General features: G+C 74.0%; 23 protein-coding genes. 10 read left to right on the forward strand and 13 right to left on the reverse strand.

Translation table 11 applies throughout. From position 1 onward, the window contains the following. The first annotated feature begins 163 nt into the window (after nucleotides 1-163). Nucleotides 164-1027 (forward strand): GNAT family N-acetyltransferase, encoded by an 864-nt coding sequence (locus J2S41_RS24290; protein WP_310370801.1) that lies wholly within the window; start codon nucleotides 164-166, stop codon nucleotides 1025-1027. 61 nt (nucleotides 1028-1088) lie between these two features. Here J2S41_RS24290 and J2S41_RS24295 read toward each other — a convergent pair whose 3' ends face one another. Next, a complete protein-coding gene (locus J2S41_RS24295) occupies nucleotides 1089-1706 on the reverse strand; it encodes a hypothetical protein (protein WP_310370803.1) in 618 nt (205 codons plus the stop codon). Nucleotides 1707-1850: 144 nt separating this feature from the next. Between J2S41_RS24295 and J2S41_RS24300 the strand changes: the two genes are divergently transcribed. Continuing rightward, a complete protein-coding gene (locus tag J2S41_RS24300) occupies nucleotides 1851-2381 on the forward strand; it encodes a SigE family RNA polymerase sigma factor (RefSeq protein WP_310370805.1) in 531 nt (176 codons plus the stop codon). Beyond that, nucleotides 2378-3100: a hypothetical protein gene (locus J2S41_RS24305; RefSeq protein WP_310370807.1), complete on the forward strand. Its 723-nt coding sequence runs from the start codon at nucleotides 2378-2380 to the stop codon at nucleotides 3098-3100. The genes J2S41_RS24300 and J2S41_RS24305 overlap by 4 nt, the downstream gene beginning before the upstream one ends. Here J2S41_RS24305 and J2S41_RS24310 read toward each other — a convergent pair whose 3' ends face one another. The 5 genes from J2S41_RS24310 to trpC all read right to left on the reverse strand — a co-directional run bounded on the left by J2S41_RS24310 (nucleotide 3101) and on the right by trpC (nucleotide 8357). Beyond that, complete coding sequence (locus J2S41_RS24310; RefSeq protein WP_310370809.1) at nucleotides 3101-4303, reverse strand: FAD-dependent oxidoreductase; 1203 nt, start codon at nucleotides 4301-4303, stop codon at nucleotides 3101-3103. A gap of 27 nt (nucleotides 4304-4330) precedes the next feature. Continuing rightward, complete coding sequence (gene lgt, locus J2S41_RS24315) at nucleotides 4331-5452, reverse strand: prolipoprotein diacylglyceryl transferase (protein WP_310370810.1); 1122 nt, start codon at nucleotides 5450-5452, stop codon at nucleotides 4331-4333. A 63-nt stretch (nucleotides 5453-5515) separates the two neighbouring features. Then, nucleotides 5516-6319, reverse strand: coding sequence for a tryptophan synthase subunit alpha (gene trpA, locus J2S41_RS24320; protein ID WP_310370811.1), 804 nt, complete (start codon nucleotides 6317-6319; stop codon nucleotides 5516-5518). Beyond that, nucleotides 6316-7557, reverse strand: a complete 1242-nt coding sequence (trpB, locus tag J2S41_RS24325; RefSeq protein ID WP_310370813.1) for a tryptophan synthase subunit beta — start codon at nucleotides 7555-7557, stop codon at nucleotides 6316-6318. The genes trpA and trpB overlap by 4 nt, the downstream gene beginning before the upstream one ends. Beyond that, the gene (gene trpC / locus J2S41_RS24330; RefSeq protein ID WP_310376498.1) at nucleotides 7554-8357 is read right to left on the reverse strand and encodes an indole-3-glycerol phosphate synthase TrpC; all 804 of its coding nucleotides are present in this window, start codon (nucleotides 8355-8357) and stop codon (nucleotides 7554-7556) included. Before trpC ends, trpB begins: the two co-directional genes overlap by 4 nt. A gap of 379 nt (nucleotides 8358-8736) precedes the next feature. On the opposite strand from trpC, the gene J2S41_RS24335 reads away from it, so the two are divergent. After that, nucleotides 8737-8958: a hypothetical protein gene (locus tag J2S41_RS24335; RefSeq protein ID WP_310370814.1), complete on the forward strand. Its 222-nt coding sequence runs from the start codon at nucleotides 8737-8739 to the stop codon at nucleotides 8956-8958. A gap of 30 nt (nucleotides 8959-8988) precedes the next feature. Here the strand turns inward: J2S41_RS24335 and J2S41_RS24340 are convergent, their stop codons facing one another. From J2S41_RS24340 to hisI, 3 genes are read right to left on the reverse strand one after another with little or no spacing between them, the layout of a single operon-like run. Further along, entirely contained in the window at nucleotides 8989-9522 is a 534-nt protein-coding gene (locus J2S41_RS24340; protein WP_310370816.1) for a Trp biosynthesis-associated membrane protein, read from the reverse strand. Continuing rightward, on the reverse strand, nucleotides 9519-11045 hold the full coding sequence (locus J2S41_RS24345; protein WP_310370818.1) for an anthranilate synthase component I: 1527 nt from the start codon (nucleotides 11043-11045) through the stop codon (nucleotides 9519-9521). The genes J2S41_RS24340 and J2S41_RS24345 overlap by 4 nt, the downstream gene beginning before the upstream one ends. After that, nucleotides 11042-11392, reverse strand: coding sequence for a phosphoribosyl-AMP cyclohydrolase (hisI, locus tag J2S41_RS24350; protein ID WP_310376500.1), 351 nt, complete (start codon nucleotides 11390-11392; stop codon nucleotides 11042-11044). Before hisI ends, J2S41_RS24345 begins: the two co-directional genes overlap by 4 nt. 248 nt (nucleotides 11393-11640) lie before the next feature. On the opposite strand from hisI, the gene J2S41_RS24355 reads away from it, so the two are divergent. The 4 genes from J2S41_RS24355 to J2S41_RS24370 all read left to right on the forward strand — a co-directional run bounded on the left by J2S41_RS24355 (nucleotide 11641) and on the right by J2S41_RS24370 (nucleotide 18132). Continuing rightward, nucleotides 11641-15861 carry a hypothetical protein gene (locus J2S41_RS24355; protein ID WP_310370820.1) on the forward strand — a complete coding sequence of 1407 codons (4221 nt, stop codon included), beginning with the start codon at nucleotides 11641-11643 and terminating at the stop codon, nucleotides 15859-15861. A 126-nt stretch (nucleotides 15862-15987) separates the two neighbouring features. Then, nucleotides 15988-16704 (forward strand): ABC transporter ATP-binding protein, encoded by a 717-nt coding sequence (locus tag J2S41_RS24360; RefSeq protein ID WP_310370821.1) that lies wholly within the window; start codon nucleotides 15988-15990, stop codon nucleotides 16702-16704. Further along, nucleotides 16701-17438 carry an ABC transporter permease gene (locus J2S41_RS24365; protein WP_310370822.1) on the forward strand — a complete coding sequence of 246 codons (738 nt, stop codon included), beginning with the start codon at nucleotides 16701-16703 and terminating at the stop codon, nucleotides 17436-17438. The genes J2S41_RS24360 and J2S41_RS24365 overlap by 4 nt, the downstream gene beginning before the upstream one ends. 82 nt (nucleotides 17439-17520) lie before the next feature. Further along, nucleotides 17521-18132: a TetR/AcrR family transcriptional regulator gene (locus J2S41_RS24370; protein WP_310370824.1), complete on the forward strand. Its 612-nt coding sequence runs from the start codon at nucleotides 17521-17523 to the stop codon at nucleotides 18130-18132. Here J2S41_RS24370 and J2S41_RS24375 read toward each other — a convergent pair. Continuing rightward, entirely contained in the window at nucleotides 18118-18876 is a 759-nt protein-coding gene (locus J2S41_RS24375) for a DUF2470 domain-containing protein (RefSeq protein WP_310370826.1), read from the reverse strand. The genes J2S41_RS24370 and J2S41_RS24375 overlap by 15 nt on opposite strands. Before the next feature lie 117 nt (nucleotides 18877-18993). Between J2S41_RS24375 and rpsD the strand changes: the two genes are divergently transcribed. Beyond that, nucleotides 18994-19602, forward strand: coding sequence for a 30S ribosomal protein S4 (gene rpsD / locus J2S41_RS24380; RefSeq protein WP_310370828.1), 609 nt, complete (start codon nucleotides 18994-18996; stop codon nucleotides 19600-19602). A gap of 166 nt (nucleotides 19603-19768) precedes the next feature. Here the strand turns inward: rpsD and J2S41_RS24385 are convergent, their stop codons facing one another. Together J2S41_RS24385 and J2S41_RS24390 are read right to left on the reverse strand one after the other, a co-directional pair. Then, nucleotides 19769-21532: an ABC transporter ATP-binding protein gene (locus J2S41_RS24385; protein ID WP_310370830.1), complete on the reverse strand. Its 1764-nt coding sequence runs from the start codon at nucleotides 21530-21532 to the stop codon at nucleotides 19769-19771. Continuing rightward, nucleotides 21525-23261, reverse strand: a complete 1737-nt coding sequence (locus J2S41_RS24390; protein WP_310376502.1) for an ABC transporter ATP-binding protein — start codon at nucleotides 23259-23261, stop codon at nucleotides 21525-21527. The genes J2S41_RS24385 and J2S41_RS24390 overlap by 8 nt, the downstream gene beginning before the upstream one ends. A gap of 307 nt (nucleotides 23262-23568) precedes the next feature. On the opposite strand from J2S41_RS24390, the gene J2S41_RS24395 reads away from it, so the two are divergent. Further along, nucleotides 23569-24198: a TIGR03085 family metal-binding protein gene (locus J2S41_RS24395; protein ID WP_310370833.1), complete on the forward strand. Its 630-nt coding sequence runs from the start codon at nucleotides 23569-23571 to the stop codon at nucleotides 24196-24198. Between the two features lie 38 nt (nucleotides 24199-24236). On the opposite strand, the gene J2S41_RS24400 is transcribed toward J2S41_RS24395, so the two are convergent. Then, on the reverse strand, nucleotides 24237-25460 hold the full coding sequence (locus tag J2S41_RS24400) for a S8 family peptidase (RefSeq protein ID WP_310370834.1): 1224 nt from the start codon (nucleotides 25458-25460) through the stop codon (nucleotides 24237-24239). Nucleotides 25461-25698 lie beyond the last annotated feature (238 nt).

Here is a 25698-nt window from a genome sequence, read left to right on the forward strand (position 1 = left end):
GGGTGCGGAAGAGCCACCGGGCCTCCTGTCGTCGCTCGCAGGTTGAAGATGTGGGACGACGTCGGCCCTGTGCAGAGTCTCTAGAGTCTACGTGAGTGAACGCCGATTCCCACCAATACAGATAGATCACACGTCCACGATCTGAGACATGTACGATCCCTCGATGCCTCAGGTCGACGCCGCCCTCTTCGCCCGCCTGGAACGCTTCTATGACGGGGTGCCGCGCTTCGCCGCACGCGTCGAAAACGTCGGCCCATTGGTGCTCTTCATTGGCAGTAACGACGCGTACCCGCTTTATGCACGGCCCGCATTGGAGGCCGGTGAAAAGCCGTCCGCCGCTGACATTACCGCCGTACGACGGCGTCAGCGGGACATCGGCGCGCCGGAGGCCTTCGAGTGGGTGCACGAGACCAGCCCGGATCTGCTGGCGGTGGCCCGGTCGGCCGGGCTGAGCGTGCTGGAGGCCCCGCTGATGGTGCTGGATCCGGACGCGATGCCGCCGATCGCCGATGACGAATCCGTTTCGGTGCGGTTACTGTCGCCGGACGACCCCTCGTTCGCCGGTGACGTCATGGTCCGGCAGGCGGTCGCGGCAATCGGGTTCACGCACGCGGGCACCGGCACCGGCGCGGCGGGCGCGGCCGAGCGGGACGCGGCACTGACGCCGCTCTCCGCCGGCGCCGAGGCGCTGCAGCGTCGCCGGGCCGCGGAGGGACGCGCGGCGTCCGCGCTGGCCGAGTTGCGGGAACCGCCCGGCGCCGCGCTGTCCGGCGTGGTCGGCAGCGGCATGTACCAGCGCGAGGGCGACGTCGCGGAGATCGTCGGCGTGGCCACGCTGCCGGCCGCGCGGCACCGGGGCGTGGCGCGCGCGGTCACCGCCGCGCTGGCCCGGCACGCGCTGGAGCACGGCGCCGGCCTGGTGTTCCTGTCCGCGGCGTCGGCGGACGTGGCCGCGATGTACGCGCGGCTCGGCTTCCGCCGGGTCGGCACGGCCTGCATCGCGGAGCCCGAGGTCGCCGTACCGTAGGGCGGGCGCGGCCGGGATGGTCTCAGCGTCCCGGCCGCGCCCTATGGGGGGGGGGGAAAGGTCAGCCGTGGCCGACGGTGTTCTTACCCACTGGCAGCGCGGTGCCGGCCGCGTCGAACGCGGCCAGGTCGTTCACATCGCCCGTGCCGGCCGTGGCCGGGTCGAACCAGAACAGCACGATCCGGTCGCCGCCGACCTGGGTCTCGGCCAGCACGGCCTCGACGGTCGCGCCGCCCTCGGCGATGCCAGTGATCTTGGTGGCCGGGCCGGCGTAGTAGCCGAACTGCGGCACCGGCACGCCGTCCACGGTCGTCGCGGCCTGCACGGCGTGGAAGCCGGGCGCCACGTCGGAGCCGTCGACCTCGTTCGCCACGATCAGGTCCCGGTCCGAGCCGGTCACGCCGGCGCGGCCGGCCATCACGCCGAACCGGATGCCCGGCAGGTCGGCGTTGTCCACCGGCACCACGTACAGCTCGGTCCCGTCGGTCATCGGCACGGTGATCGACGGCAGCGTCGACGCCGCGGACGACTGCGACTGCGACGGCGACGGAGTGGGTGCGCCCTGCTGCGAGACGGCCGCGTTCGCCGCGAACGTCCCGCCCGCCACGACGGCGCCGGTCACCACGGCGATGGTGGCCCAACGGCCGACGCGACGCCGGTACGACTGCGCTTCGGACATGTGATCTCCTCCCAAGGGCGGCAGCTCTTGCCGCCACGGATGATTACGGCCGCGCCGGGAACGAAGTTGCCGATTCATCCGGGCAACCTTCGGGCGGATTCGCCCGTATGAGCCGTGTGAGGTTTCACCGAAGCATGTGCATTCATGACCATACGGACGGTGATCGTGGCACGGCGTGATGAGGACTTCACCGAGTTCGCCCGTGCCAGCTGGGACCGGCTGGCACGGGCGGCCTACCTGATGACCGGCGACCGGCACCAGGCGGAGGACGCGGCGCAGACCGCGCTCGCCCGCACGTTCGCGGCCTGGTCCCGGGTACGCCGGCAGGACGCCTACGCGTACGCGCGCCGCACGCTGGTCAACCACCTCACCGACGGGTGGCGCCGCCCGATCAAGGAACAGCCGTACGACATGGTGCCGGACCAGCCCGCCCACACCGACGTGGCCGACCAGGTCGCCCGCCGCCAGTGGCTGCTCGGCGCGCTGCGCGGGCTCGCGCCGCGGGAGCGGGCCGTGGTGGTGCTGCGCTACTACTTCGACCTTCCCGAGGCCGAGGTCGCCACCGAACTGGGCATCTCCGTCGGGGCCGTGAAGAGCATGGCCGCGCGCGGGCTGGCGCGCCTCCGCGTCCGCACCGACCTCCCCGACCGGATCAAGCCGGGAGCCACCCGATGACCGACCTCGACCACCTGCCCGAAGACCTTCACGACGACCTGCACGCGGCCGCCGGGGAGTCGTTCGGCGCGCCGGACCTGAACTCCATCATGGCGGCCGGGCACCGGATCCGCCGTCGCCGGCTCGCGGCCGAGTTGGTGGCCGCGTCCGTCATCGTGATCGCCGCCGGCGTCGGCGTCACGGCCGCCCTGCCGACGACGGAGCCGCCCCGGCCCGCGGCGCCGGCCCCCGCGTCATCCACGCCGTCCGACGACCTGTACCGGGTCGTACCGACCGGCCTGCGCCAACCGGGCGGCGAGATCGTGCTCCAGGTCGTGCCGGCGGAGGTGCAGGGCGCGGGCACGGACATCCGGTTCGGCGTGATGGCCGCCGTACGCGACGACACCGGCGCGATGCGCGACCTGATGATGACGAACGAGGTCCAGGGCTCCGACGTGGAGCCGGGTTTCCACGCCGTGCACGCGCCGATGACCGTGGACGGCACACGCGTGCCCGAGTTCGGTTACTACGCCGGTCCGGCCGCGACGATCACCGGCAGGAGCGCGGCCGGTACGCGGGTCGAGGCCCGGCTGGCCGAGGCCGAGGTGGGTGCGGACCGGATCGTGGTGTTCTGGTTCGACCCGGCGACCGCCGGCGAGGGCGAGGTCGGCGACCTGGCCGCGACCGACGCGGCCGGCAATGCCCTCCCCCGCGGGAACAACGTGGTCGGCCACGGCTGATCAGACCGGCGGGCGCCACTCCCCGGCGGTGGTGGCGACGCTGCCCAGCAGGCGCGGCGTGATCGTGCCCAGGGCGGCGTCGCGGGCGCGCAGTGCCAGCCGGCCGCGCGCCTGGATGACCGCGGACATCCGCCGGGTCTGCCGCACGATGGTGGCGGTGCGCGGCCGGCGGGACCGGCTGTACTGCTCGATCGCGGTGGTCAGCGTGCGCCCGGGCACCGCCTCGGCCATCACCGAACGCAGCGTGGCCGCGTCCTCGAACGCCAGGCACGCGCCCTGGCCGAGGTGGTGCGGCATCGCGTGCGCGGCGTCGCCGAGCAGCACCACGCCGCCGGGGCCGGAGCCGAAGCCGTACTGCCGGGGCAGCGGGCGCAGCTCCCGTACCTCCTGCTGGATCAGGTCCTCCGGCTCGGTGGCGGCGAGCAACTCGCCGATCGGCGCGTGCCAGTCGGCCAGCCAGCGGCGCAGCAGCTGCAACTGCACCGCGGGCGACTCCGGGCGGGGCGCGCCGGCCGCGGTGGCCACCCAGTAGATCCCGCCCCGGCTGGAGCCGCCGGCCGAGCCGCGCTCGCCGAGCGAGACCGCCACGAACCGGTAGCCGGCGCCGAGCGTCTCACCGTTCGGCGGCAGGTCGTCGGGCAGGCGGGGCGCGCGGTACCAGGGGATGACCGCGCGCCACGCGGCGCAGCCGGAGCTGACCACGGATGCCTCCGGCGCCAGGTGCCGCCGGAGCACGCTGTCGATGCCGTCCGCGGCCACGATCAGGTCCGCCTCGAACCGCTGGCGGCCCACGCCGACCGCGGGCCGGTCGCCGGCGTGCAGCCGCACCGTGTCGATCGCCACGCCGGTACGGATCTCCACGCCCTCGCCGAGCCCGGCGATCAGCGCGTCGTGCAGGTCCTCGCGGTGCACCACGATCGGCGGCTGGGTGTCCGGGCCCGGCTGGCGCGGCTGGACGAGCCACTGCCCGTCCGGCCGCCGCACCCCCCGGTCGCGCAGCGGCGTGGCGATCGCCCGCAGCCCGTCCCCGAGCCCCAGCGAGCGCAGCGCGCGCACCCCGTTGGGCCAGAGGATGAGCGCGGCCCGGTCCACCGGGACGCGATCACCCCGCTCCAGGACGGTGACCTGCCAGCCGGTCCGTGCGAGCGCGCCCGCCGCGGCGAGACCGCCGATCCCCGCACCCACCACGATCGCCGTGCGCATCACAGGTCCTCCCGCCGCGTCGCGTGCTTACTTCTTCTCGTCGCCGCCGGGCGCGGCCGGTGCCGCGTCCGCGTCGGCCTTCTCCGTCTTCTCCGCCGTCGCCACCGGCTGCGGCGCGTCCGCCTGCTCGGGCGCGGCCGGAGCGGGCTCGGCCACGGCCGGGGGCTCGGCCGGCGGCGGCACCGCTCCGGTCTGCCGGTACGCCTCGAACTGCTCCTCCGTCACCACGCGGTACGACGTGGGGGCGGCCGGCGCGGCCGGCTTGGCCTCGTCGGCGCCCTCCGGCGCGGGCGTGGGCTCCGGCAGCACCGGCACCAGGAACTCGCGCGGCCCGCGGGTCACCAGGAAGTAGGCGAGCGCGCCCGCGAACACGACCACGGAGGTGAACACGTTGAGCCGGACGCCGAAGAACGCGTTCGCCGGGTCGGTGCGCATCATCTCGATCCAGAACCGGCCGACCGTGTAGCCCATCACGTACAGCGCGAACGCCCGTCCCCGGCCGAACTTGAACCGGCGGTCCAGCGCCAGCACCAGGCCGGCGACGCCGAGGTTCCAGATCAGCTCGTAGAGGAACGTCGGGTGGTAGAGGCCGGGCTCCAGGATCGGGTTGCCGTCGCCGTCGAGCAGCGCGCGGCCCGGGTTCTCGTCGTCCATCTTGTGGATCTCCAGGCCCCAGGGCAGCGTGGTGAGGCCGCCGTAGAGCTCGTTGTTCCACCAGTTGCCGAGCCGGCCGATCGCCTGCGCCACCGGCAGGCCGGGCGCGAGCGCGTCCGCGAACAGGCGCAGCGGGATGCCGTACTGCCGGCAGGCGAACCAGGCACCGACCGCGCCGCCCGCGATGGCGCCCCAGATGCCGAGGCCGCCCTCCCACACGTACAGCGCGCGGATCGGCTCGCCGCCCTCGCCGAAGTACGCCTGCGGGGACGTGATGACGTGGTAGACGCGGGCACCGATGATGCCGGCGGGGACCGCCCAGACCGCCACGTCGAGCGTGACCCACGGCGCCGCGCCACGGCGGCGCAGACGGTACTCCGTGATGAGCACGGCGGCGACGATGCCGGCGACGATGCAGAGTGCGTATGCCCGGATCGGGAAGCCCGCGACGTGCCAGACCGCGACGCTGGGGCTCGGGATAGCGGCTTGAATCACGGTTGCACACGCTACCGCCGAGCCGTCGCGCTGCGTACCCCCGGGGGATGCCAGGTGTACGCGCTACCGTTTGACGCCGCGGGCGCCCTTCGCCAGGTCCGCGCCCAGCTCGCGCAGCGCGGTCAGGCCGGCTTCGCGGTCCGGTGCCTCCAGCACGCGGCGGATCAGCGCGCTGCCCACGATCACCGCGTCCGCGTACGCGCCGACCTCGGCCGCCTGCGCGCCGTCGCGCACGCCCAGGCCGACGCCGACCGGGATCTCCGGGTCGATCGCCCGGATGCGCGCGACCAGGTCCGGCGCCTCCGAGGAGACCGAGTCCCGGGCGCCGGTGACGCCCATCAGCGCGGTGGCGTAGACGAAGCCGCGGCAGTGCCGCAGCGTCATCGCGATCCGCGCGTCCGTCGACGACGGCGAGACCAGGAACGTGCGATCCAGCCGGTACGCGTCGGAGGCGGCCAGCCACTCGTCCGCCTCGTCCGGGATCAGGTCCGGCGTGATCATGCCGGTGGCGCCGGCCGCGGCCAGGTCACGGGCGAACGCGTCCACGCCGTACCGCTCGACCGGGTTCCAGTAGGTCATCAGCACCACCGGCGCGCCGGTCCGGGCGACCGCCTCGATGACCCGGAACGTGTCCCGGGTGCGGACCCCGTTCGCCAGCGCGATGTCGCTGGCCCGCTGGATGACCGGCCCGTCCATCACCGGATCGGAGTAGGGCAGCTCGACCTCGATCACGTCGATGCCGGACTCCACCATCGCGGTCATCGACGCGATGCTCTCGTCGACCGTGGGGAACCCGGCCGGCATGCAGCCGACGATCAGCGGCCGGCCCTCCGCGCGGGCCGTCTCGAACGCGCCGCCGAGGCTCACAGGTTCTCCTCCGGGACGATCGTCTCGTTCTGGTCCAGGATGCCGAAGTACGCCCCGGCGGTGTGCACGTCCTTGTCGCCGCGGCCGGACAGGTTGACGATCACGACCGGCTCGCGGCCCAGTTCGTCGCGCAGCGCCGGGATGACCTTGATGGCGCCGGCCAGCGCGTGCGCGCTCTCGATCGCCGGGATGATCCCCTCGGTGCGGCAGAGCAGCTGGAACGCGTCCATCGCCTCCCGGTCGGTGACCGGCGTGTACGACGCCCGGCCGATGTCGTGCAGCCAGGAGTGCTCCGGCCCGACGCCCGGGTAGTCCAGCCCGGCCGAGATCGAGTGCGACTCCACGGTCTGCCCGTCCTCGTCCTGCAGGATGTACGTGCGCGCGCCGTGCAGCACGCCGGCGGTGCCACCGGTGATCGACGCCGCGTGCCGCCCGGTCTCCACGCCGTCGCCGCCGGCCTCGAAGCCGTACAGCCGCACGCCCTCGTCCGGCACGAACGCGTGGAAGATGCCGATCGCGTTCGACCCGCCGCCCACGCACGCGGCGACCGCGTCCGGCAGGCCGCCGGTCAGCGCCAGGCACTGCTCGCGCGCCTCCGTGCCGATGCCGCCGACGAAGTCGCGCACCAGCTCCGGGAACGGCGCCGGCCCGGCCGCGGTGCCGAGCAGGTAATGCGTGGTCTGCACGCTGGCCACCCAGTCGCGCAGCGCCTCGTTGAGCGCGTCCTTGAGCGTGCGCGAGCCGTTGGTGACCGGCACGACCGTGGCGCCGAGCATGCGCATGCGGGCCACGTTGAGCGCCTGCCGCTCGGTGTCGACCTCGCCCATGTAGACCACGCAGTCGAGGTCGAGCAGCGCGGCCGCGGTGGCGGAGGCGACGCCGTGCTGGCCCGCGCCGGTCTCGGCGATCACCCGCCGCTTGCCCATCCGCTTCGCCAGCAGCGCCTGGCCGAGCACGTTGCGCACCTTGTGCGCGCCGGTGTGGTTGAGGTCCTCGCGCTTGAGCAGGACCCGCGCGCCGAGCCTCGCCGACAGGCGCGCGGCGGAGTAGAGCAGCGACGGCGTGCCCGCGTAGTCGCGGAGCAGGCCGGCGAACTCCGCCTGGAACGCCGGGTCGGTCTTGGCCGACCGGTACGCCGCGTCCAGCTCGTCCAGCGCGGCGACCAGCGCCTCCGGCACGAACCGGCCGCCGAAGCGCCCGAAGTGGCCGGAGACGTCCGGCAGCGTGGGGGCGGTCATCGCACCGGCCTCGGGGTCGCGGGGTGGTTGCCGGCGTTGACCAGCGCGGCCACCGCGTCGCGCGGGCTGCTCTGGGTCACCAGGCCCTCACCGACCAGCACCGCGTCCGCGCCGGCGGACGCGTACCGGATCAGGTCGTGCGGCCCGCGCACGCCGGACTCAGCGATCTTGACGACCTCGTTCGGCAGGCCGGGCGCGATCCGCTCGAACACGGTGCGGTCGACCTCCAGCGTGCGCAGGTTGCGCGCGTTCACGCCGATCACCCGGGCGCCCGCCTCGAGCGCGCGGTCCGCCTCGTCCTCGTCGTGCACCTCGACCAGCGCGGTCATGCCCAGCGACTCGATCCGCTCCAGCAGGCCGACCAGCACGTTCTGCTCCAGCGCCGCGACGATCAGCAGCACCAGGTCGGCGCCGTGCGCCCGCGCCTCGTGCACCTGGTAGCTGGAGACCACGAAGTCCTTGCGCAGGATCGGCACGTTCACGGCCGCGCGGACGGAGTCGAGGTCGGCCAGCGAGCCGCCGAACCAGCGGCCCTCGGTCAGCACGCTGATCACCCGCGCGCCGCCGGCCGCGTAGTCGCTCGCCAGCACCGCCGGGTCGGGGATCTCCGCGAGCGGGCCCTTCGACGGGGACGCGCGCTTGACCTCGGCGATCACGCCGACCCCGGGCTTGCGCAGCGCGGCGTACGCGTCGATCGGCGGCGCCACCTCGGCACACATCTCTCTCAGGCGCTCCAGCGGAACCTCGCGCTGCCTGGTCTCGACGTCCTCGCGCACCCCGGCCAGGATCTCGTCGAGCACGCCGCCGCCGCTGTTGTTCGCACTACCATGCTCAGCTGTCACCAAGGACTCCCCTCTCCGGGTGTCATGGGCCGATGCTAGGTCTCACCGCACCGCAGGCCATGTCCGGGGTATGGCGCGCCTCACGGTTCGGGCTCCGGCATAATGCCGGACCATTCGTGAGTGCCGGGTGACGTTCGGTGCCCGGTTTTCGCCCGGACATCTGATTCACCAGCATGATCGTGTCCATCGGCCGACCGGATGATCACTTTGCGTCACGGCCACCGTTAGCCCTACGGTCATTGACCGGAAACACACCTCGGGCAGCATGGGAGCCGGGCACACTAGTCCCGGGCGCCGGCGCGCCCGCCAGCCGAGAGATCCACGTGTGGGGTGACCGATGACTTCCGAACGCGCCAACGGACTCGTCCACATGACCCGCACGGTCTGCTCCGTCGCCGCCGGCGTCGCGCAGAACGTGGAGCGCGCGATGGTCGGCCCGGCCCGGGTGCGGACCGCGAGCGGCAACGCGTGGGAGGCGGTCTGCGCCGACCGCGACCGGGCCCGCCAGCGGGACGAGATGCGCCGCCTGGTCGCCGCGCTCGCCGCCGCCCGCCGCTAGCCCGTCCGCGCGGGTACGCCGTACCGGCGCTCAGTCGTCCGTGGGGTCCTCTCCCCGGTCCAGTGCGTCCCACGCCTGGCGGGTGCCGCGCGGGCCGTTCACCGCCGGGCTCGCGACCGGCCGTTCGTAGCGCGCGCCCAGCGACGGCCAGTCCGCGCCACGCGCCGCCGTCCAGCCGCCCGCCACCGCCACCGCCGCGCCGCCGAGCAGCGTCAGCGCCGGCCAGCCGCCCCCGCCCAACTCCGTCGCGGCACCGGCGGCGATCGCCACGCCGAGCACGGCCAGCAGCCCGCCGATCGCGCGCCGCACCACGCCGCGCGTCGCGATCAGCGCGCCCGCCCCGGCCAGCGACACCACCGCCAGCGGGGACAGCCAGACCAGCAGCTCCGAGCCCTTCCGCTCCTGGCTCAGCGGCGGCAGCGGCGCGGCCCGCTGCGTCACCTCCACCAGCCACACCCGCGTCACCGCGTAGAGCGCCAGGCCCGCGCCGGCCACACAGAGCAGCAGCGCCAGCGTGAACGCCCGCCGGTCACCGCGCGACACGCTCGCCGGGCCGGCCGTCACCGGGCCGGCCGGAGCGTCTCGGCGGCGGCGATCGCGGCGAGCACGGCCGCGGCCTTGTTCCGCGTCTCCTGCTCCTCCGCGGCCGGATCCGAGTCCGCCACGATGCCCGCGCCCGCGCCCACGTACGCGTGCCCGTCGCGCAGCAGCGCGGTCCGGATCGCGATCGCCATGTCCATGTCGCCGCCGAAGCCGAAGTAGCCGACCGTGCCGCCGTACAGGCCGCGCCGGGTCGGCTCCAGGCTCTCGATGATCTCCATGGCCCGGACCTTCGGCGCGCCGGACAGCGTGCCGGCCGGGAACGTGGCGGCCAGCGCGTCGAACGCGGTCCGGTCCTCGCTCAGCTCGCCGGTCACCGTGCTGACGATGTGCATCACGTGGCTGTACCGCTCGATGGTGGCGAACTCCGGCACCTGCACCGTGCCCGGCCGGCAGACCCGGCCCAGGTCGTTGCGGCCCAGGTCGACCAGCATCACGTGCTCGGCCCGCTCCTTCGGGTCGGCCAGCAGCTCCGCGGCCAGCGCCGCGTCCTCCTCCGGGGTGGCGCCGCGCGGGCGCGTACCCGCGATGGGGTGGAGCATGGCCCGTCGCCCGTCCACCTTGAGGTGCGCCTCCGGCGAGGAGCCCACGATGTCGACGTCGTCGAAGCGCAGCAGGTACATGTACGGGCTCGGGTTCGTGGCGCGCAGCACCCGGTAGACGTCCAGCGGGTCCGCCGTGGTCGGGCGCTCGAACCGCTGCGCCACCACGATCTGGAAGCACTCGCCGTCCCGGATCGCCTCCTTCGCGATCTCCACGGCCTTCGGGTACTCGCCGTCCGGCGTCCGGCTGTGCGGCTCCGCCCGGGCGATCCGCTCCACCGTGGAGACCATCGGCGGCGTCGGGCGGGACAGCGCGGTGGTCATCGCGTCCAGCCGGCCGACCGCCTGGTGGTACGCGGCGGTGATCTCCGCGTCGCCCGCGTCCGCGCCGACGATCGCGTTCGCCACCAGCGTCGCCGAGCCCTCGTAGTGGTCCAGCACCACCAGGTCGGTGGCGAGCATCATACCGATCTCCGGCAGCCGCAGGTCGTTCTCCGCCTGCTCGGGCAGCCGCTCGATCCGCCGGATCAGGTCGTACGCCAGGTAGCCGACCATGCCCCCGGTCAGCGGCGGCAGACCGTCGTCGGTCCGGCCCTTCAGCGCCTCCACGGTGGCGCGCAGCACCTCGATCGGCTCGCCGGTCACCGGCACGCCCGCCGGCGGCGTGCCGAGCCACTCCGCGCGGCCGTCCCGCTCGGTCAGGGTGGCGGCGCTGCGCACGCCGATGAACGAGTAGCGGGACCACGCCGTACCGGCCGAGGACGCGCCCTGCTCCGCCGACTCCAGCAGGAACGTGCCGGGCCCGCCGGCCAGCTTGCGGTAGACGCCGACCGGCGTCTCCGCGTCCGCCAGGAGCTTCCGGGTCACCGGTACGACCCGATGCCCGCTCTCCCGCACCTGGGCCCGGAAGGTGATCTCGTCGGGCCGGACCGCGCCGCTGGTCATGCCGGCACCCCCGGGCGCACGGTGAGCTCGTCGGTGAAGCAGCTGTGCGTGCCGGTGTGGCAGGCCGGGCCGACCTGCTCCACCGTGAGCAGCAGTGCGTCGCCGTCACAGTCCAGCGCGGCGGCGCGCACGTACTGCCGGTGGCCGGACGTCTCGCCCTTCACCCAGTACTCGTTACGGCTGCGCGACCAGTAGGTGGCGTGCCCGGTGGCCAGCGTCCGCCGCAAGGCCTCGTCGTCCATCCAGGCCAGCATCAGCACCTCCCCGGTGCCGTGCTCGCGCACCACGGCGGCGATCAGGCCGTCATCGGTACGGCGCAGCCGCGCGGCGATGTCGGTGTCCAGCATGGGCGGTGCGGAATCAGTCGTGTCGGGCACAGCTCTCGATTCTCGCCCATCGCCCCGGAACGCCCACGACCCGCCCTTCGATCACGACATCGGCTCGCGTCGCAGCGTGACCGATCCGGCGCCGATAATTCGCCCGACCGCGCAGTAAGTCAGACATTTTACCGGGCGAAAGCACTCCTGGGGTGCTGTGCCGATCTCACATCGCGGGTACCGTTCGGCTCACCTCACGAGCGGACGGAGATACCTTCATGCCCCCGACGCCTCCCTCCGAGGCCGACGGTCCCGAGGACGCCACGCCCGGCTGGCAGGCGCACGGGCGACCGGTCCCGCATCCACGGCAGGCGGCGGACAGCGCGGCGTTCTTCTCCGACCCGGACGAGCATCCCGAGGCGACGCCGCCGTCCGACGCGCCGCTCCCGCCGTACATGGCCCAGCTGTTCGACCACCCGGCACCGCCCCGGTCCGACTGGGAGACACGCAACCCGTGGGCACCGCCACCGGCCGCGCGCGGCGACGGCTTCCACGACTACGGCGACGACGACGAGTACGAGACGGAACGCATCGGCGACCCGCGCGAACAGCGCGTCTCCCTGGTCGACCTGGCCACCTGGTCCCGGTTGAACCCGGCCAACGCGGAGCCGGTGACGCCGGACCCGGCGGCTCCTCCGGCGCCACGCGATCCGGAGGCGGAGCGGCCGAGCATCGACTTCGGCACCGGGGCGGCCGAGGCCACGCATGCGATCGTGCTCGGCGAGGGTGCGCGCACGCGGGGGATGCCGGGCGGCGGGAGTTCCGGTGACGCGCCGGACCCGTCGCGGTCGGAGGAGTTCGCGCCGTTGAGCGCGTACGAGGCGGATGCGGACCAGACCCAGGCGGCTCCGCCGGCTTCGCAGGGCGGCGCCGGCCGGGATCTCGGCGGGCTGCAACCGATCACGCCCGGGGTCCGTCCGGGCACCCGGCCTTTCACACCGCGACCGGCCTCCCCCACGCCGGAACCGGCCTCCTCAACGCCGGAACCGGCCTCCTCCGCTTCGGGACCGGCTCCCACGCCGGGACCGGCCGCCACGCCGGGACCGGCCGCCACGCCGGGACCGGCCGCCACGCCGGGACCGGCCGCCACGCCGGGACCGGCCGCCACGTCCGGGCCGGGCGGCGGGCCGTTTGGGCCGGGCGGCGTTCCGGGCCAGGGTGGGCGGCGGCAGGACCCGGGCGACCATGAGGGGCAGGCCGGGCCGCACGAGACGGGCCGGCCGGATGCGGCGTCCGCCGCTCCGGGCGGTGACAGCGTGGCCGGGGCGTTCGCGCCCCTGGCACCCGCCGGCGGTGATGGCTCGCGCCCGCCGCATGCGGGGCAGAACCCGTGGAGCGGGCGGCCGTTCGTGCCGGAGGTTCCGCCGATCCCGGACACCGCCCGCAGCCCGTGGGCGCCATTCGGCGGTTCGGCCGCGATCACCGATCCGCCGGCTTCCGCGCCCGCGCCCGCGGCGCCTCCGGCCGAGCAGGCGGCCTGGCCCGTCGCGCCTCGCACCGCCCCGGACGACGACCTCCCCGCCGCGGCCGACGCTCCCGCGCCGCTCGACACCGGGCCAGCACGAGCCGCCACCACCCTCGGTCAGGATGTGCCGGCACAATCCGCGGGTACCGGCACGGAGGCCCCGCCGGCGCCGCGCGCCCCGCAACACACCTGGCAGCCGATCCCCCAGCAGGCCACGCCACCCACCGGCCTGACTCCGCCCGAGCCCGAGCCGCGGGTCGGCGACGCGGCTCCCACGGCACCGCCTCCCGTCCCGGAGGAGCCGACCGGCGCCGCCTTCCCCGTCGACGCGGCACCCGACCCGGACGCGGTCGCCGACGCCGCGGTCGGACCCTCCGTAGCCGAGGAGGACTCCGCGGCCCACGACCCGGACACCGGCATCGAGGACCTGGCACCGACCCACCTCGATCGGGCGACGACGCCCATGCACGCCTATCCGGACAGCGCCGCACACTTCACGCCGCTCGATGCGGCGAGCGCGCCGGACCACACCCCGGTGCACGACGAACCGGCAGTCCTGGCCACGCCGGCGCCACCCGGCCCGCCGCCCGCGGAGGAAACGCCGGATCCGCCCGCCCACCCCGAGCGGGTACTGCCGCCGACCGGCCCGAGTCACGAAGCGGTGCGGACCACACCGGACGACCCGACGGTGGCGGACGCGCGGACCACACCGGACGGCCCGACGGTGGCGGACGCACGGACCACACCGGACGACCCGACGGTGGCGGACGCACGGACCACACCGGACGACCCGGCCGCGGCGGACGCGCGGACCGCGCCGGACGACCCGACGGCCGCTGCCGGCGACGTCGGTGGGGAGAGCGCGGCGCCGCCGGATGCCGCAGTGCGGCCGGCCGGCGGCGCGTCCCTGACCGACCTGAGCGGCGCAGGTCAGGCAGCACCTCAGGACGAGGCCGGGCAGCCCGTTCACGGCCCGGCGCACGCCGGGCCGGGGTCCGGGGCCGCCGATGTGCCGGCCGCGCGAGCCGAACCATTCATGGACGAACCCCGCACCGACCGGGGCGCGGCCACACCCGCCGCCGAGGGCGAGGAGCCCGCTCCGGTGTGGGTGGCCGCGGCCCGGCCGGAGCCGATCGACGTCGCCGCCGACCGGCACGACAGCGACCCGGCCGGCTGGAACGCCCGCACCGACGAGCAGCCCGTCGTCCGGCCCGCCGGCGACGACCCGGCGGAACCGGCGCCGGAGCCCGTGGCTGAGGAAACCGTGCCGGAGCACGCCGGGGGGCGGGCGATCGCCGAGGAGGGTCCCGGTGCGCTGCCGAAACGTACCGGCGAGGTTCGCGATATTCCGGACGCCGTGCACGAGGAGGCCGACGAGACGCCGGTCGAGGTGATCAAGGCGATCGTCGAGGCGTTGCGGGAGCCTACCGGCGAACACGCGCCGGTCGCCGGGATCGCACCGGACCGGAACGCCACCACGCTCTCCACCGAGGCCACGGCCGACGTCCTGCGGCACACGACCGGCCTCCCACCGGCCGACGACGAGGCGACGACCACGCCCGAGGACCTCCGGCCGCGGGAGCCCGAGGACTTCCGGCAAGCGGAGCCCGAGGACTTCCCGCAAGCGGAGCCCGAGGACTTCCGGCCGCCGGAACCCGGGGACCGGTCGCTGCCGGACCACGACGAGGAGGACGGCGACAGCCCACCGGCCCGCCCCGATGCCACACCGGCCGCCACGGAGTCGACCACGACGCCGGCCGGCACCCAGCCGCCGACGCCGGCCGTGCGGACCGGCCCGGCGGGCGGTTCCGGTCTCTCGACCGAGCGCAGCGCGGAGATCGGCGCGGCCGTCGCCGCACTGCGCTCCGGCGCCCGCAAGGCGGGCAGCATCGTCTACACCCCGGCCAACGTGGGCCGCCGCCGCGCAGACGTGATCAAGCCAAGGGATGCCGGGCACCCGGACCCGATCCCGGAATCCCCTCGCATGGACACCCCGGCCGTGCCCGACTCGCCGGCCGTCCGGGACAGGACCGCTGCCCCGGACACGCCGACCGTCCTGGCCACAGTCGCTGGCCCGGAAGCGCCGACCGTCCCGAACACGGGCACTGTCCCGGACACGCCGACCGTCCCGGGCACGGCCGCCGGCCCGGACACGCCGACCGTCCCGGGCACGGCCGCTGGCCCGGAAGCGCCGACCGTCCCGAACACGGGCACTGTCCCGGACACGCCGACCGTCCCGGGCACGGCCGCCGGCCCGGACACGCCGACCGTCCCGAACACGGCCGCTGTCCGGGAAGCGCCGGTTGTTCCGGACACCCCGGCTGCCCCGGACGAGCCGACCGTCCCGGAGACGCCGACCGTCCCGGACACGCCGAGCGTCCCGGAGACGCCGACCGTCCCGGACGAGCCGGTCGTGGACACCGACCCGCCCGCCCCGAACGGAACCCACACGGATGAGTCCTCCCCGGGCCGGGCGAGCTGGGCGCGGACGCCCACCGAGGACCCTTGGATCGCCACCCCGGCACCCGGGACCGGCGGCGATCCCGCCGACACCGACGACGACGCCACCATGGCGGACGCGTCCGAGCGTGATGACCACCATGACTTCGAGGATGACGACGTGACCCTGCTCAGCGACGACGACACGACCACCGCGCCGGACCACGACGACGCGCCGCAACTGCGCCCCGGGGACGTCGTGGAGACGCCGATCTCGGTCTGGAACGACGAGACCGCCGCACCGTTCCGGCAGCAGTGGCACGAGATCAAGGCGCAGTTCGTGGACGACCCGGTGGGCGCCCTCGCCCAGGCGCAGACCGTCTGCGCGAACGCCGTGCACGACCTCGCCGACGCGCTCCTCGCCGAGCAGGCCGGCCTCGACCCGCACAAGACCAACGCCACCCCGGACACCGAGAGCATGCGGATCGCGATGCGCCGCTATCGCGAGTTCCTCGATCGCATACTGGCCCTGTAGCAGCCCCCGCTCCGAAAGGCGCCCCCCGCACCGCGCGGAGGGCGCCTTTCTTGCGTCCGCCCCGGCCAGGGTCTACCGTTGATTTCAACAGCCGATGAATTAATCAACCCCGAGGGGGTACGGCAGATGGGCACCGCGATCGAGATCCGCGACCTGGTCGTCGCGCGCGGACGCCGCCGCGTCCTGCACAACCTCAGCTGCACGATCCCGCGCGGCCGGGTGACCGGCCTGCTCGGCCCGTCCGGCAGCGGCAAGACCACGCTGCTGCGCGCCATCGTCGGCGTGCAGGTCGTCCAGGGCGGCACCGTCACCGTGCTGGGCGAGCCGGCCGGCAGCGCGCCGCTGCGCCGCCGGATCGGATACATGACGCAGGCGCCGAGCGTCTACGCGGACCTGACCGTCCGGGAGAACGCGCGCTACTTCGCCGCGCTGCACGGCCTCCCGGCGGCGGAGGCGGACCGGGCGATCGCGGACGTCGGCCTGGCCGAGGCGCGGGACCAGTTGGTCGGCACGCTCTCCGGCGGACAGCGCAACCGCGCGTCGCTGGCCTGCGCGATCGTCGGCCGCCCGGACCTGCTGGTGCTGGACGAGCCGACCGTGGGCCTGGACCCGGTGCTGCGCGCGGACCTGTGGGCGCGGTTCCACGCGATGGCCGCGGCGGGCACCACGCTGCTGGTCTCCAGCCACGTGATGGACGAGGCGGGCCGCTGCGACCGGCTGCTGCTGATCCGCGAGGGCCGCCTGATCGCGGACGACACGCCGGACGCGATCCGCCGGGCCACCCGGCATCCGGATCTGGAGAACGCGTTCCTGGAGCTGATCAAGGAAGGGGCACTGGCATGAACGCGCGCATCACGGTGGCCACGGCCGGGCGGATCCTGCGCCAGCTGCGCCACGACCGCCGTACCGTGGCACTGCTCGTGGTCGTCCCGACCGCGCTGCTGGCGCTGCTGCACTTCATGTACGAGGACCAGCCGCGCGCGTTCGACCGGATCGCGCTGACCATGCTGGGGATCTTCCCGTTCGTGGTGATGTTCCTGGTGACCAGCATCGCGATGCTGCGCGAGCGCACCTCGGGCACGCTGGAGCGGCTGCTGACCACGCCGCTCGGCCGGCTGGACCTGCTGTTCGGCTACGGTCTCGCGTTCGGCCTGGCCGCCGCCGTGCAGGCCGCGGTGGCCGCCGGCGCGGCGTACCTGTTGCTGGGCCTGGAGACGGCCGGGGACACCGCGCTGGTGGTGCTGATCGCGATGGCGGACGCGGTCCTGGGCGTGGCGCTGGGCCTGTTCTGCAGCGCGTTCGCCCGCACCGAGTTCCAGGCCGTGCAGTTCATGCCGGTCGTGGTGGCGCCGCAGTTGCTGCTCTGCGGGCTGTTCGTGGCGCGCGACGACATGGCCGGCTGGCTGGGCGCGGTCAGCGACGCGCTGCCGCTGTCCTACGCGGTCGAGGCGCTGCTGGAGGTGGGCGCGCACCCGGACGCGACCGGCACGATGTGGCGCGACCTGTCCGTCGTCCTGGCCGCGACCCTGCTCGCGCTGATCCTGGCCGCGACGACCCTGCGCCGCCGCACCGGGTAGCGACGAAACGACCGGCGACGCGACATAACGACCACCCCTGGCACGATGGGAAGGAGTACATCGGGCCGGAGGGGGCACCAGCATGGCGGGACGGACCGGGCGCAGGCCGGGCAACCCGGACACCCGGGAGGCGATCCTCAGCGCGGCGCGGTCCGTCTTCGCCGAACGCGGCTACGACAAGGCCTCGATCCGCACCATCGCGTCCGCCGCGGAGGTCGACCCCGCCCTGGTGCACCACTACTTCGGCACGAAGGACCAGCTGTTCCTGGCCGCGATGCAGTCGCCGATCGACCCGGGCCAGATCCTGCCGGAGGTGCTGGCGGGCGGCCCGGACGGCGCCGGCGAGCGGATGGTCCGCATGATCCTGCGGGTGTGGGACGGACCGGCCGGCAAGGCGGGCGTGGCGCTGATCCGGTCCGCGATGACCAACGACTGGACCGCACGCCTGTTCCGCGAGTTCATCTCCACGCAGGTGCTGCGCCGCGCCATGACCGAGCTGGCGGTCGACCCGGCGGAGGCGCCGCTGCGGTCCAACCTGGTCGCCTCGCAGATCGGCGGCATGATCATGATGCGGTACGTGATCCGGCTGGAGCCGATCGCGTCGGCCTCGCCGGAGACCGTGGTGGCCACGATCGGCCCGACCCTGCAGCGGTACCTCACCGGCGAGCTGCCGGTCGCGTTACGCGGCGTGTGACGTCGCCGGGTCCGCCGCGCAGCGCGGGCAGAGCACCGGGTGCAGCAGCCGGGCCAGCTCCGCGCGGTCCGCGACCGGGTGCGCGTAGGCGAGCCGCACGGTCTTCGCCGCGCCGATGTCGACCAGCATCCCGTACCGGTCCATCCGCACCACCCGCGGCTCGCGCGCGCCGTACGGCATGCCGGCCTTGTCGAGCTGCGACCGCAGGAACGCGGTGATCTCCGGTTGGTGGTGGTCCGCGAGGTCGCTGAGCAGGTCCCACTCGATCGCGTGCAGCGGGTCCGGCTCGGCCTCGGCGTACTCGTCCGGGTCCACGTCGAGCGTGACGCCGCCGCGCTCCAGCCGCACCTCGGCCACGTCCAGCCGGTGCAGCACGAACTCGCCGGAGACGTCGAGCAGGTCGCCGGTCGGGTCGACCGCGGCGAACTCGATCGCGGCCTCGCGCGCGTCGTCGCCGGCGAGCGCCACGGCCCAGCCGGCGATCCAGGCGCGGCCGAGCGAGGGCGCGCCCGCGACCGGCGGCACGTCCGTGACGTCCAGCACCATCGCGGTGTCGTCGGCGCCGTCCGTCGGGACCAGCGCTTCCGCGAGCGTGCCGTCGCGGCGGCTCAGCATCAGCACGCGGCCCGCGCCGTCGGTGACGTGCCGGACGGGGTGCGGGCCGGGACGGCAGGCGATCGTCGCGCTGCCGGGCAGCCGACCAGCGGCCAGCGTTCGGGCGACCTCGGCGGGGCTGGGGTGCATGTTCTGGTCCTCCGCACTTACGTTAGGCTTGCCTTAGTAAGGGAAGGCTAACTTACTCGGCCCGGGAAGCCAATCAAGCCCCCGGGTCCGCGGACGACCACCTCTGGAGCGCATCACGTGAACCAAACCAGGCCCAAGGTCCGCATCTCCCGTGCCCTCGGGATGCCGCTGACCCGCAAGTGCGTCAAGTACTTCGAGAAGCGGCCCTATCCGCCGGGGGTGCACGGGCGTGCCCGGAAGAAGCCGTCGGACTACCAGGTCCGGCTGCTGGAGAAGCAGCGGCTGCGGCACCAGTACAACATCTCCGAGACCCAGCTCCGGCGCGCGTTCGACGACGCGGTCCGCAAGCAGGGTCGTACCGGCGAGAACCTGCTGCAGATCCTGGAGAGCCGTCTCGACGCCACCGTGCACCGCGCGGGCCTGGCCCGGACGATCTACCAGGCGCGCCAGCTCGTCGCGCACGGTCACTTCACCGTGGACGGCAAGAAGGTCGACCGGCCGTCGTACCGGCTGAAGGAGGGCCAGGTCGTGGAGGTCCGCGAGCGCAGCCGCGTGAAGCCGCCGTTCCAGGTGGCCGCCAGCGGCGCGCACATCGACGGCCCGACCGCGCCCTACCTGTCGACCACGCTCAGCGAGCTCAAGACCACGGTCCTGCGCACCCCGGCTCGTACCGAGATCCCGGTGCTCTGCGACGAGCAGCTGGTCGTCGAGTTCTACGCGCGCTGATCCACCCGGGTCCGCTCCGCCGGCCGCGGCTTCAGGCCCCGCGGCCGGCGGAGCATCTTTCGATCTTCCCGCTTCCGGCGTGGTCGCGGTCCGCATGCTCCCGCGGGCACCGGTCGGCCGCGGGCGGCCTCCCTGCACGATCCGCGGGTGGCCGGGAAAACCCCGGTCAGCGCGTCTGTTCGAGCCAGCTCGCGTAGAGCCGGCCGTACACCGACTCCGGGTCCGACACCAGGTCGTCGTGGTGCCCGCGCTGCACGATCCGGCCGGCGTCGAAGACCAGCACCTCGTCCGCGGCCTGCGCCGTGGACAGCCGGTGCGCGATCGCGATCGTGGTCCGGCCGCGCGTCACCGTGTCCAGCGCGGCCTGCAGCCGCACCTCGGTCGCCGGGTCCACCGCGGACGTGGCCTCGTCCAGCACCAGCAGGTCCGGGTCGGCGACGTAGGCCCGGGCCAGCGCCACCAGCTGCCGCTCGCCCACGCTCAGCGCCTCGCCCCGCTCGCCCACCCGGGTCCCGATCCCGGCCGGCAGCGCGCCCAGCCAGTCCGCCAGCCCCAACTCCGCGAACGCGGCGACCAACTGGGCGTCGGTCAGCGACGGGCGGGCGAACCGCACGTTCTCCGCGATCGTGGCGTCGAACAGGAACCCGTCCTGCGGCACCATCACCACCCGGGCGCGCAGCGAGTCGAACCGGACCGTGGTCAGCGGCGTGCCGGACAGCAGCACCCGCCCCGCGGTCGGGTCCATCAGCCGGGTGAGCAGCTTCGCGAACGTGGTCTTGCCGCTGCCGGTCTCGCCGACCACCGCCACCTTCGTCTTCGCCGCGATGTCCACGCTCACGTCGGTCAGCACCCGCGGCCCGTCCGGGTAGTGGAAGTTGACCGCCTCGAAGCTCACGTCCAGCGGCCCGGCCGGCAGCTCCACGCCGCGCTCCCCCGGGTCGGCCACGTCCGGCTTGATGTCCAGCACGTCCAGCACCCGGCGCCAGCCGGCGACCGCGTTCTGTGCCTCGTTCAGCATCTCCGTGGCCATCTGCACCGGCTGGATGAAGAGCGTCACCAGGAACAGGTACGCGGTGAGCTGCCCGATGGTGACGGCGCCGCCGACGCCCAGCGCCACGCCCGCGCACACCACGCCGGCCAGCGCCAGCCCGGTCGCGACCTCACCGGTGGAGAAGCTGGTGACGCTGGTCCGCATCGCGTACTGCTGCCGGGTCCGCACGTCGCCGATGGCCTTGTCGAGCCGGGCCTCGGTGCGGCCGGAGATGCCGTACGCCCGGATCACCGCGGCGCCGACCACGCTCTCCGAGACCACCGCCAGCATCGCCCCCATCCGCGCCCGGACCTCGCCGTACGCGACCGCGAGCCGCTTCTGGTAGGCGCGGATCACGATCGCGGCCGGCACGAACGCGGCGAAGACCACCAGCGTGAGCTGCCACGAGTAGATCGCCATCACCACGGTGGTGACGATCAGCTGGCCGCCGCTGACGATCAGCTGGACGCCGCCCATCTGCAGGAACGTGGTGATCTGGTCGATGTCGCTGGTCACCCGGGACACCAGCGAGCCGCGCCGCTCGGACTGCTGGTGCAGCATGGACAGGTCGTGCACGTGCCGGAACGTGCGCACCCGCAGCCCGGCCAGCGCGGTCTCGCTGACCGTGAACAGCCGGCGCATCATCCAGTAGCCGCTGGCCGTGGTCACCACCAGCACCGCCAGCGTCGTACCCGCGATGATCGCGACGGTGCCGACGTGCGGGCCGCCGGGCGCGGTGATGCCCCGGTCGATGCCCTGCTGGATCGCGATCGGCGCGGCGACCCGGCCGATCATCGAGATCAGCGCGAGCACGAGCGTGCCGACCAGCCCGCCGCGCAGCTCCGGGGAGAGCGCCAGCCCCCGCTTGAACGTGGCGAACGCGCCCACTTTTTCAGTCATTCAGCGCTTCCGCCTTCTCGTACGCGGTGACCAGGTCTCGGTAGCCGGGCACGGTGGCCAGCAACTCGGGGTGCGTGCCGCGGGCCACGATCCGGCCGTTCTCCAGATAGACCACCTCGTCCGCGAGCGCGATCGTGGCCCGCCGGTACGCGACGACCAGGATGCTGGCGCCCTCGCCCGCGGCGGAGCGCAGCGCGCCGAGGATGGCCGCCTCCACGCGCGGGTCGACCGCGCTGGTGGCGTCGTCCAGGATCAGCAGGCGCGGGTGGCCGGCCAGCGCGCGGGCCAGCGTGAGCCGCTGCCGCTGCCCGCCGGACAGCGAGGTGCCGCGCTCGCCGACCTCGGTGTCCAGCGACTCCGGCAGCCCGGCGATGAACGAGTCGATCTGCGCCAGCCGCAGCGCGGCCCAGACCTCGGCGTCGTCCGCGGCCGGCCGGTCGAGCGCGATGTTCGCCCGGACCGTGTCGTCGAACACGAACGGCAGCTGCGGGACCAGCGCGATGCTCCGGGCCAGCGCCTCCGCGGTGAGCGTGCGCAGGTCCGCGCCGTCCAGCCGGACCGTGCCGGCGGCCGGGTCGACCAGCCGCACCGCCAGCGACGCGATCGTGGACTTGCCGGACCCGGTCGGCCCGACCAGCGCGATCGTCCTGCCCGGCGGCACCTCCAGCGTGACGCCGTCCAGCACCGGCTCGCCGTCCACGTACGAGAACGACACGTCCTCGAACTCCAGGTGCGCCGGGCCGGTCCGGACCGGGTCGTCCTCGCCGTACCGGGTGGAGCCCTCGGCCGCGAGCACCGCGTGCACCCGCTCGTACCCGGCGACGCCGCGCGGCATGTCGCCGACCAGCCAGGCGATCGCGCGCAGCGGGAACGCCAGCACGGTGAACAGGAACGCCACGCTGACCAGCTGGGACACGGTGATCGCACCGGAGCTGAGCCGCCAGGTGCCGAGCAGCAGCACCGCGATCGTGCCGATGCTGGGCAGCGCGTCCATCACCGGGTCGAACAGGCCGCGCAGCCGGCCGACCGCGATCAGCGCGTCGCGCAGCTCGCCGACCTGGGCGGAGAAGCGTGTGGTCTCCGCGCCCTCCCGGCCCATGGTCTTGATCACCAGCGCGCCGTCGAAGCTCTCGTGCGCGATCTCGGCGACGCCGGCGCGCAGCTTCTGCGCGCGCATCTGCCGCGGCGACATCCGCCGGGAGTAGAGCACGTTCAGCGCGAACAGCGACGGAACCAGCACCAGGCCCACCAGCCCGAGCACCCAGTCGGTCCAGAGCACGCTGCCCAGCGCGCCGACCAGCATCACGATCGTGCCGACCGCCAGCGGCAGCGGCGCGAACGGCTGGACCGCCGCCTCCACGTCGGAGGTGGCGGTGGACAGCAGCGAGCCGGCCGAGTTGCGCTGGTGCCAGGCGAGCGGCAGCTCCAGGTAGCGGCGGGTGATCCGCTCGCGGTACCCGGCCTGGAGGCGGAACATCATGGCGCCGGCCGCGAGCCGGCGGGCGAACATCGCCGCGACCCGCAGCCCGCTGATGCCGAGCAGCACGGCCGCGGCCAGCGCGAGCGCGCCGGTGTCCGCCCGGTCCTGCTGGAACGCGGGCGTGACCACCCGGCCGACGATCTCGCCGACCACGTACGCGTTGCCGACGAGCAGCGCGCCGTGCAGCACGCTGCCGGCCACCGAGACGGTGAACAGCCTCGGTTCCGCCGCGATGCCCTGCCCGAGAATGCGCAGCCCGCGTCGCAGCACGTCGGTGCCGGTCCTGGTCGCGTCCGCTGTACTGGTGACGCTCACCTGAGTTGATCCCCCGCTCCGGTCGCGCGTCATCGGGCCGGTCGGCCCGGGTAAGCGTTACAACCGTTTCAATGCCTTACCAATGTTTACTCCTCCGACCAGCATGTCCGCCGACCGCCCCTCTGTGGCCGCGTTCACAACCGCGCCGACAGGCCGGACGGGCTCAGAGCCGGTATCGACGTGGGATGCCGGGCTGCGGCGTGGCCCGGCCGCCGTCGATACAGGCTCTAGGATCGGCCTCATGACGCGTCATTCGCTGACCGAACGGTCGGCGCTCGCCGATCTGCTGCTCGACGTCGGTCCGGACGCCCCCACGCTCTGCACCGGCTGGACCACCCGCGACCTCGCCGCTCACCTGGTCGTCCGGGACCGCCAGCCGATCGCGTCACTGGGCTCGTTCATCCCACCCCTGCACGGGTACGGCGAGCGCGTCCGCCTGCGTGCCGCCGCCCTGCCCTATCCGGAACTCGTCGCCCGGGTGCGCAAGGCGCCCTGGTGGAGCCCGACCGGCAACGCGCTGACCGACCCGGGCGCGAACACCGGCGAATTCTTCATCCACCACGAGGACGTGCGGCGCGGCGCGCCCGGCTGGCGGCCCCGCACGCTGGACCCGGACCTGGACGCGAAGCTCTGGCGGAACGTGCGGTTCTTCGGCGCGCTGACGCTCCGGCGGTTCCCGGCCGCGCTGACCGTGGCGGCGCCGGGCCACGGGGAGTTCACCGGCGGCACGGGCGGCGAGCCGGTGCGCCTGATCGGCGCCCCCGGCGAGCTGGTGCTGTTCGTCTCGGGCCGGCAGCGCGCGGCCCGGGTACAGATAGACGGCCCGCCGGTGCTGGCGGACCGGCTGCGTACCGCGTCGTTCGGGCTCTGAGGGCCCGCGGCCGAGACCACGGGCCCGTGCCGGACGGGTCAGTTGACCACGTAGAGCAGCCGGTTCGGCGAGCTGGTGCCGGGGCTGGTCACCACGTTGGTGGTGGCGTTGTTCACCAGCGAGTCGCGCACCTGGGCCGGGGTGTAGGACGGGTTCGCGGCGAGCACCAGCGCGGCCGCGCCGGCCACGTGCGGCGCCGCCATGGACGTACCGTTGATCGTGTTCGTGGCCGAGGTGCTGGTGTACCAGGCCGAGGTGATCGACGAGCCCGGCGCGAAGATGTCCAGGCAGCTGCCGTAGTTGGAGTACGACGCGCGCGCGTCCGTCCTGGTGGTGGCGCCCACGGTGATCGCGGAGGCGACCCGGGCCGGCGAGGAGTTGCAGGCGTTCGCGTTGCTGTTGCCGGCCGCGAGGCTGTAGGTGACGCCGGACGAGACCGACGCCGCCACCGCGTTGTCCAGCGTGGTGCTGGCGCCGCCGCCGAGGCTCATGTTCGCCACGGCCGGCTTGACCGCGTTGCTGGTCACCCAGTTGATGCCGTTGACCACGCCGGCGGTGGTGCCGCTGCCGGCGCAGTCCAGCACGCGCACCGCGACCAGTTGCACGGCCTTGGCCACGCCGTAGGTGGAGCCACCGATCGTGCCGGCCACGTGCGTACCGTGCCCGTTGCAGTCGGTGGCGTTGCTGTCGTTGCTGACGAAGTCGTACCCGCTGACCGCGCGCCCGCCGAACTGCGAGTGCGTGGTGAGGATGCCGGTGTCCAGCACGTACGCGCGCACGGAACTCGCCGTGGTCGGGTACGTGTAGGTGGTCGACAGCGGCAGCGCGCGCTGGTCGATCCGGTCGAGACCCCAGGTCGCGTTCGTCTGCGTGGCCTGGGTCGAGAACCGCTGGTCCTGCTCGACGTAGGCGACCGCCGGGTTGGCCGCGAGCCGCTGCGCCTCGATCGTGGACATGCTCGCGTGGAAGCCGGTGACCGCGCCGGTCCAGGTCTCCCGCACGTCCGCGCCGTACGCCGCGGCCAGGCTCGCCGCCGTGCCCGGCACGGTGCTGCGGGCCTTGGCGGTGCCGGGCGCGCCGGCCGTCGTGTCCTTGAGCACCACGAGGTAGCTGCCGGCCACCGCGGTGTCCGAGCCGGCGTACCGGACCTCGCCCTTCGGGGCCGCGCTGGCCGGGCTGCCCGCGGTCAGCGAGACGGCCGCGACGGCGGCGAAGAGGCCCAGAGCCGCGAGGGTACGGCCGGGCGTGCGGGGGATCGTCATGTAGTCCTCCCAGAGATCATCACCGATCGGTGATCCGTCGGTGCGGCTGATCGTAGGGAGCTAATCGGGCACTCGACTCATCTCGCTCTGGTCATATCGCCCGAACTAGGAGTTACCTCGGAGGTCGTCGATGACAATCAACCGTAACCCTGCACACGGCCTCCAAGCTGTGCCGATTCGGGGCTCGACGAATCAGCGACGCGGCAATACCCTTCGGTAACACAGAATTTACGAGACG

Origin of the sequence: Catenuloplanes atrovinosus, assembly GCF_031458235.1 — a bacterium.
Taxonomy (GTDB): Bacteria; Actinomycetota; Actinomycetes; order Mycobacteriales; family Micromonosporaceae; genus Catenuloplanes; species Catenuloplanes atrovinosus.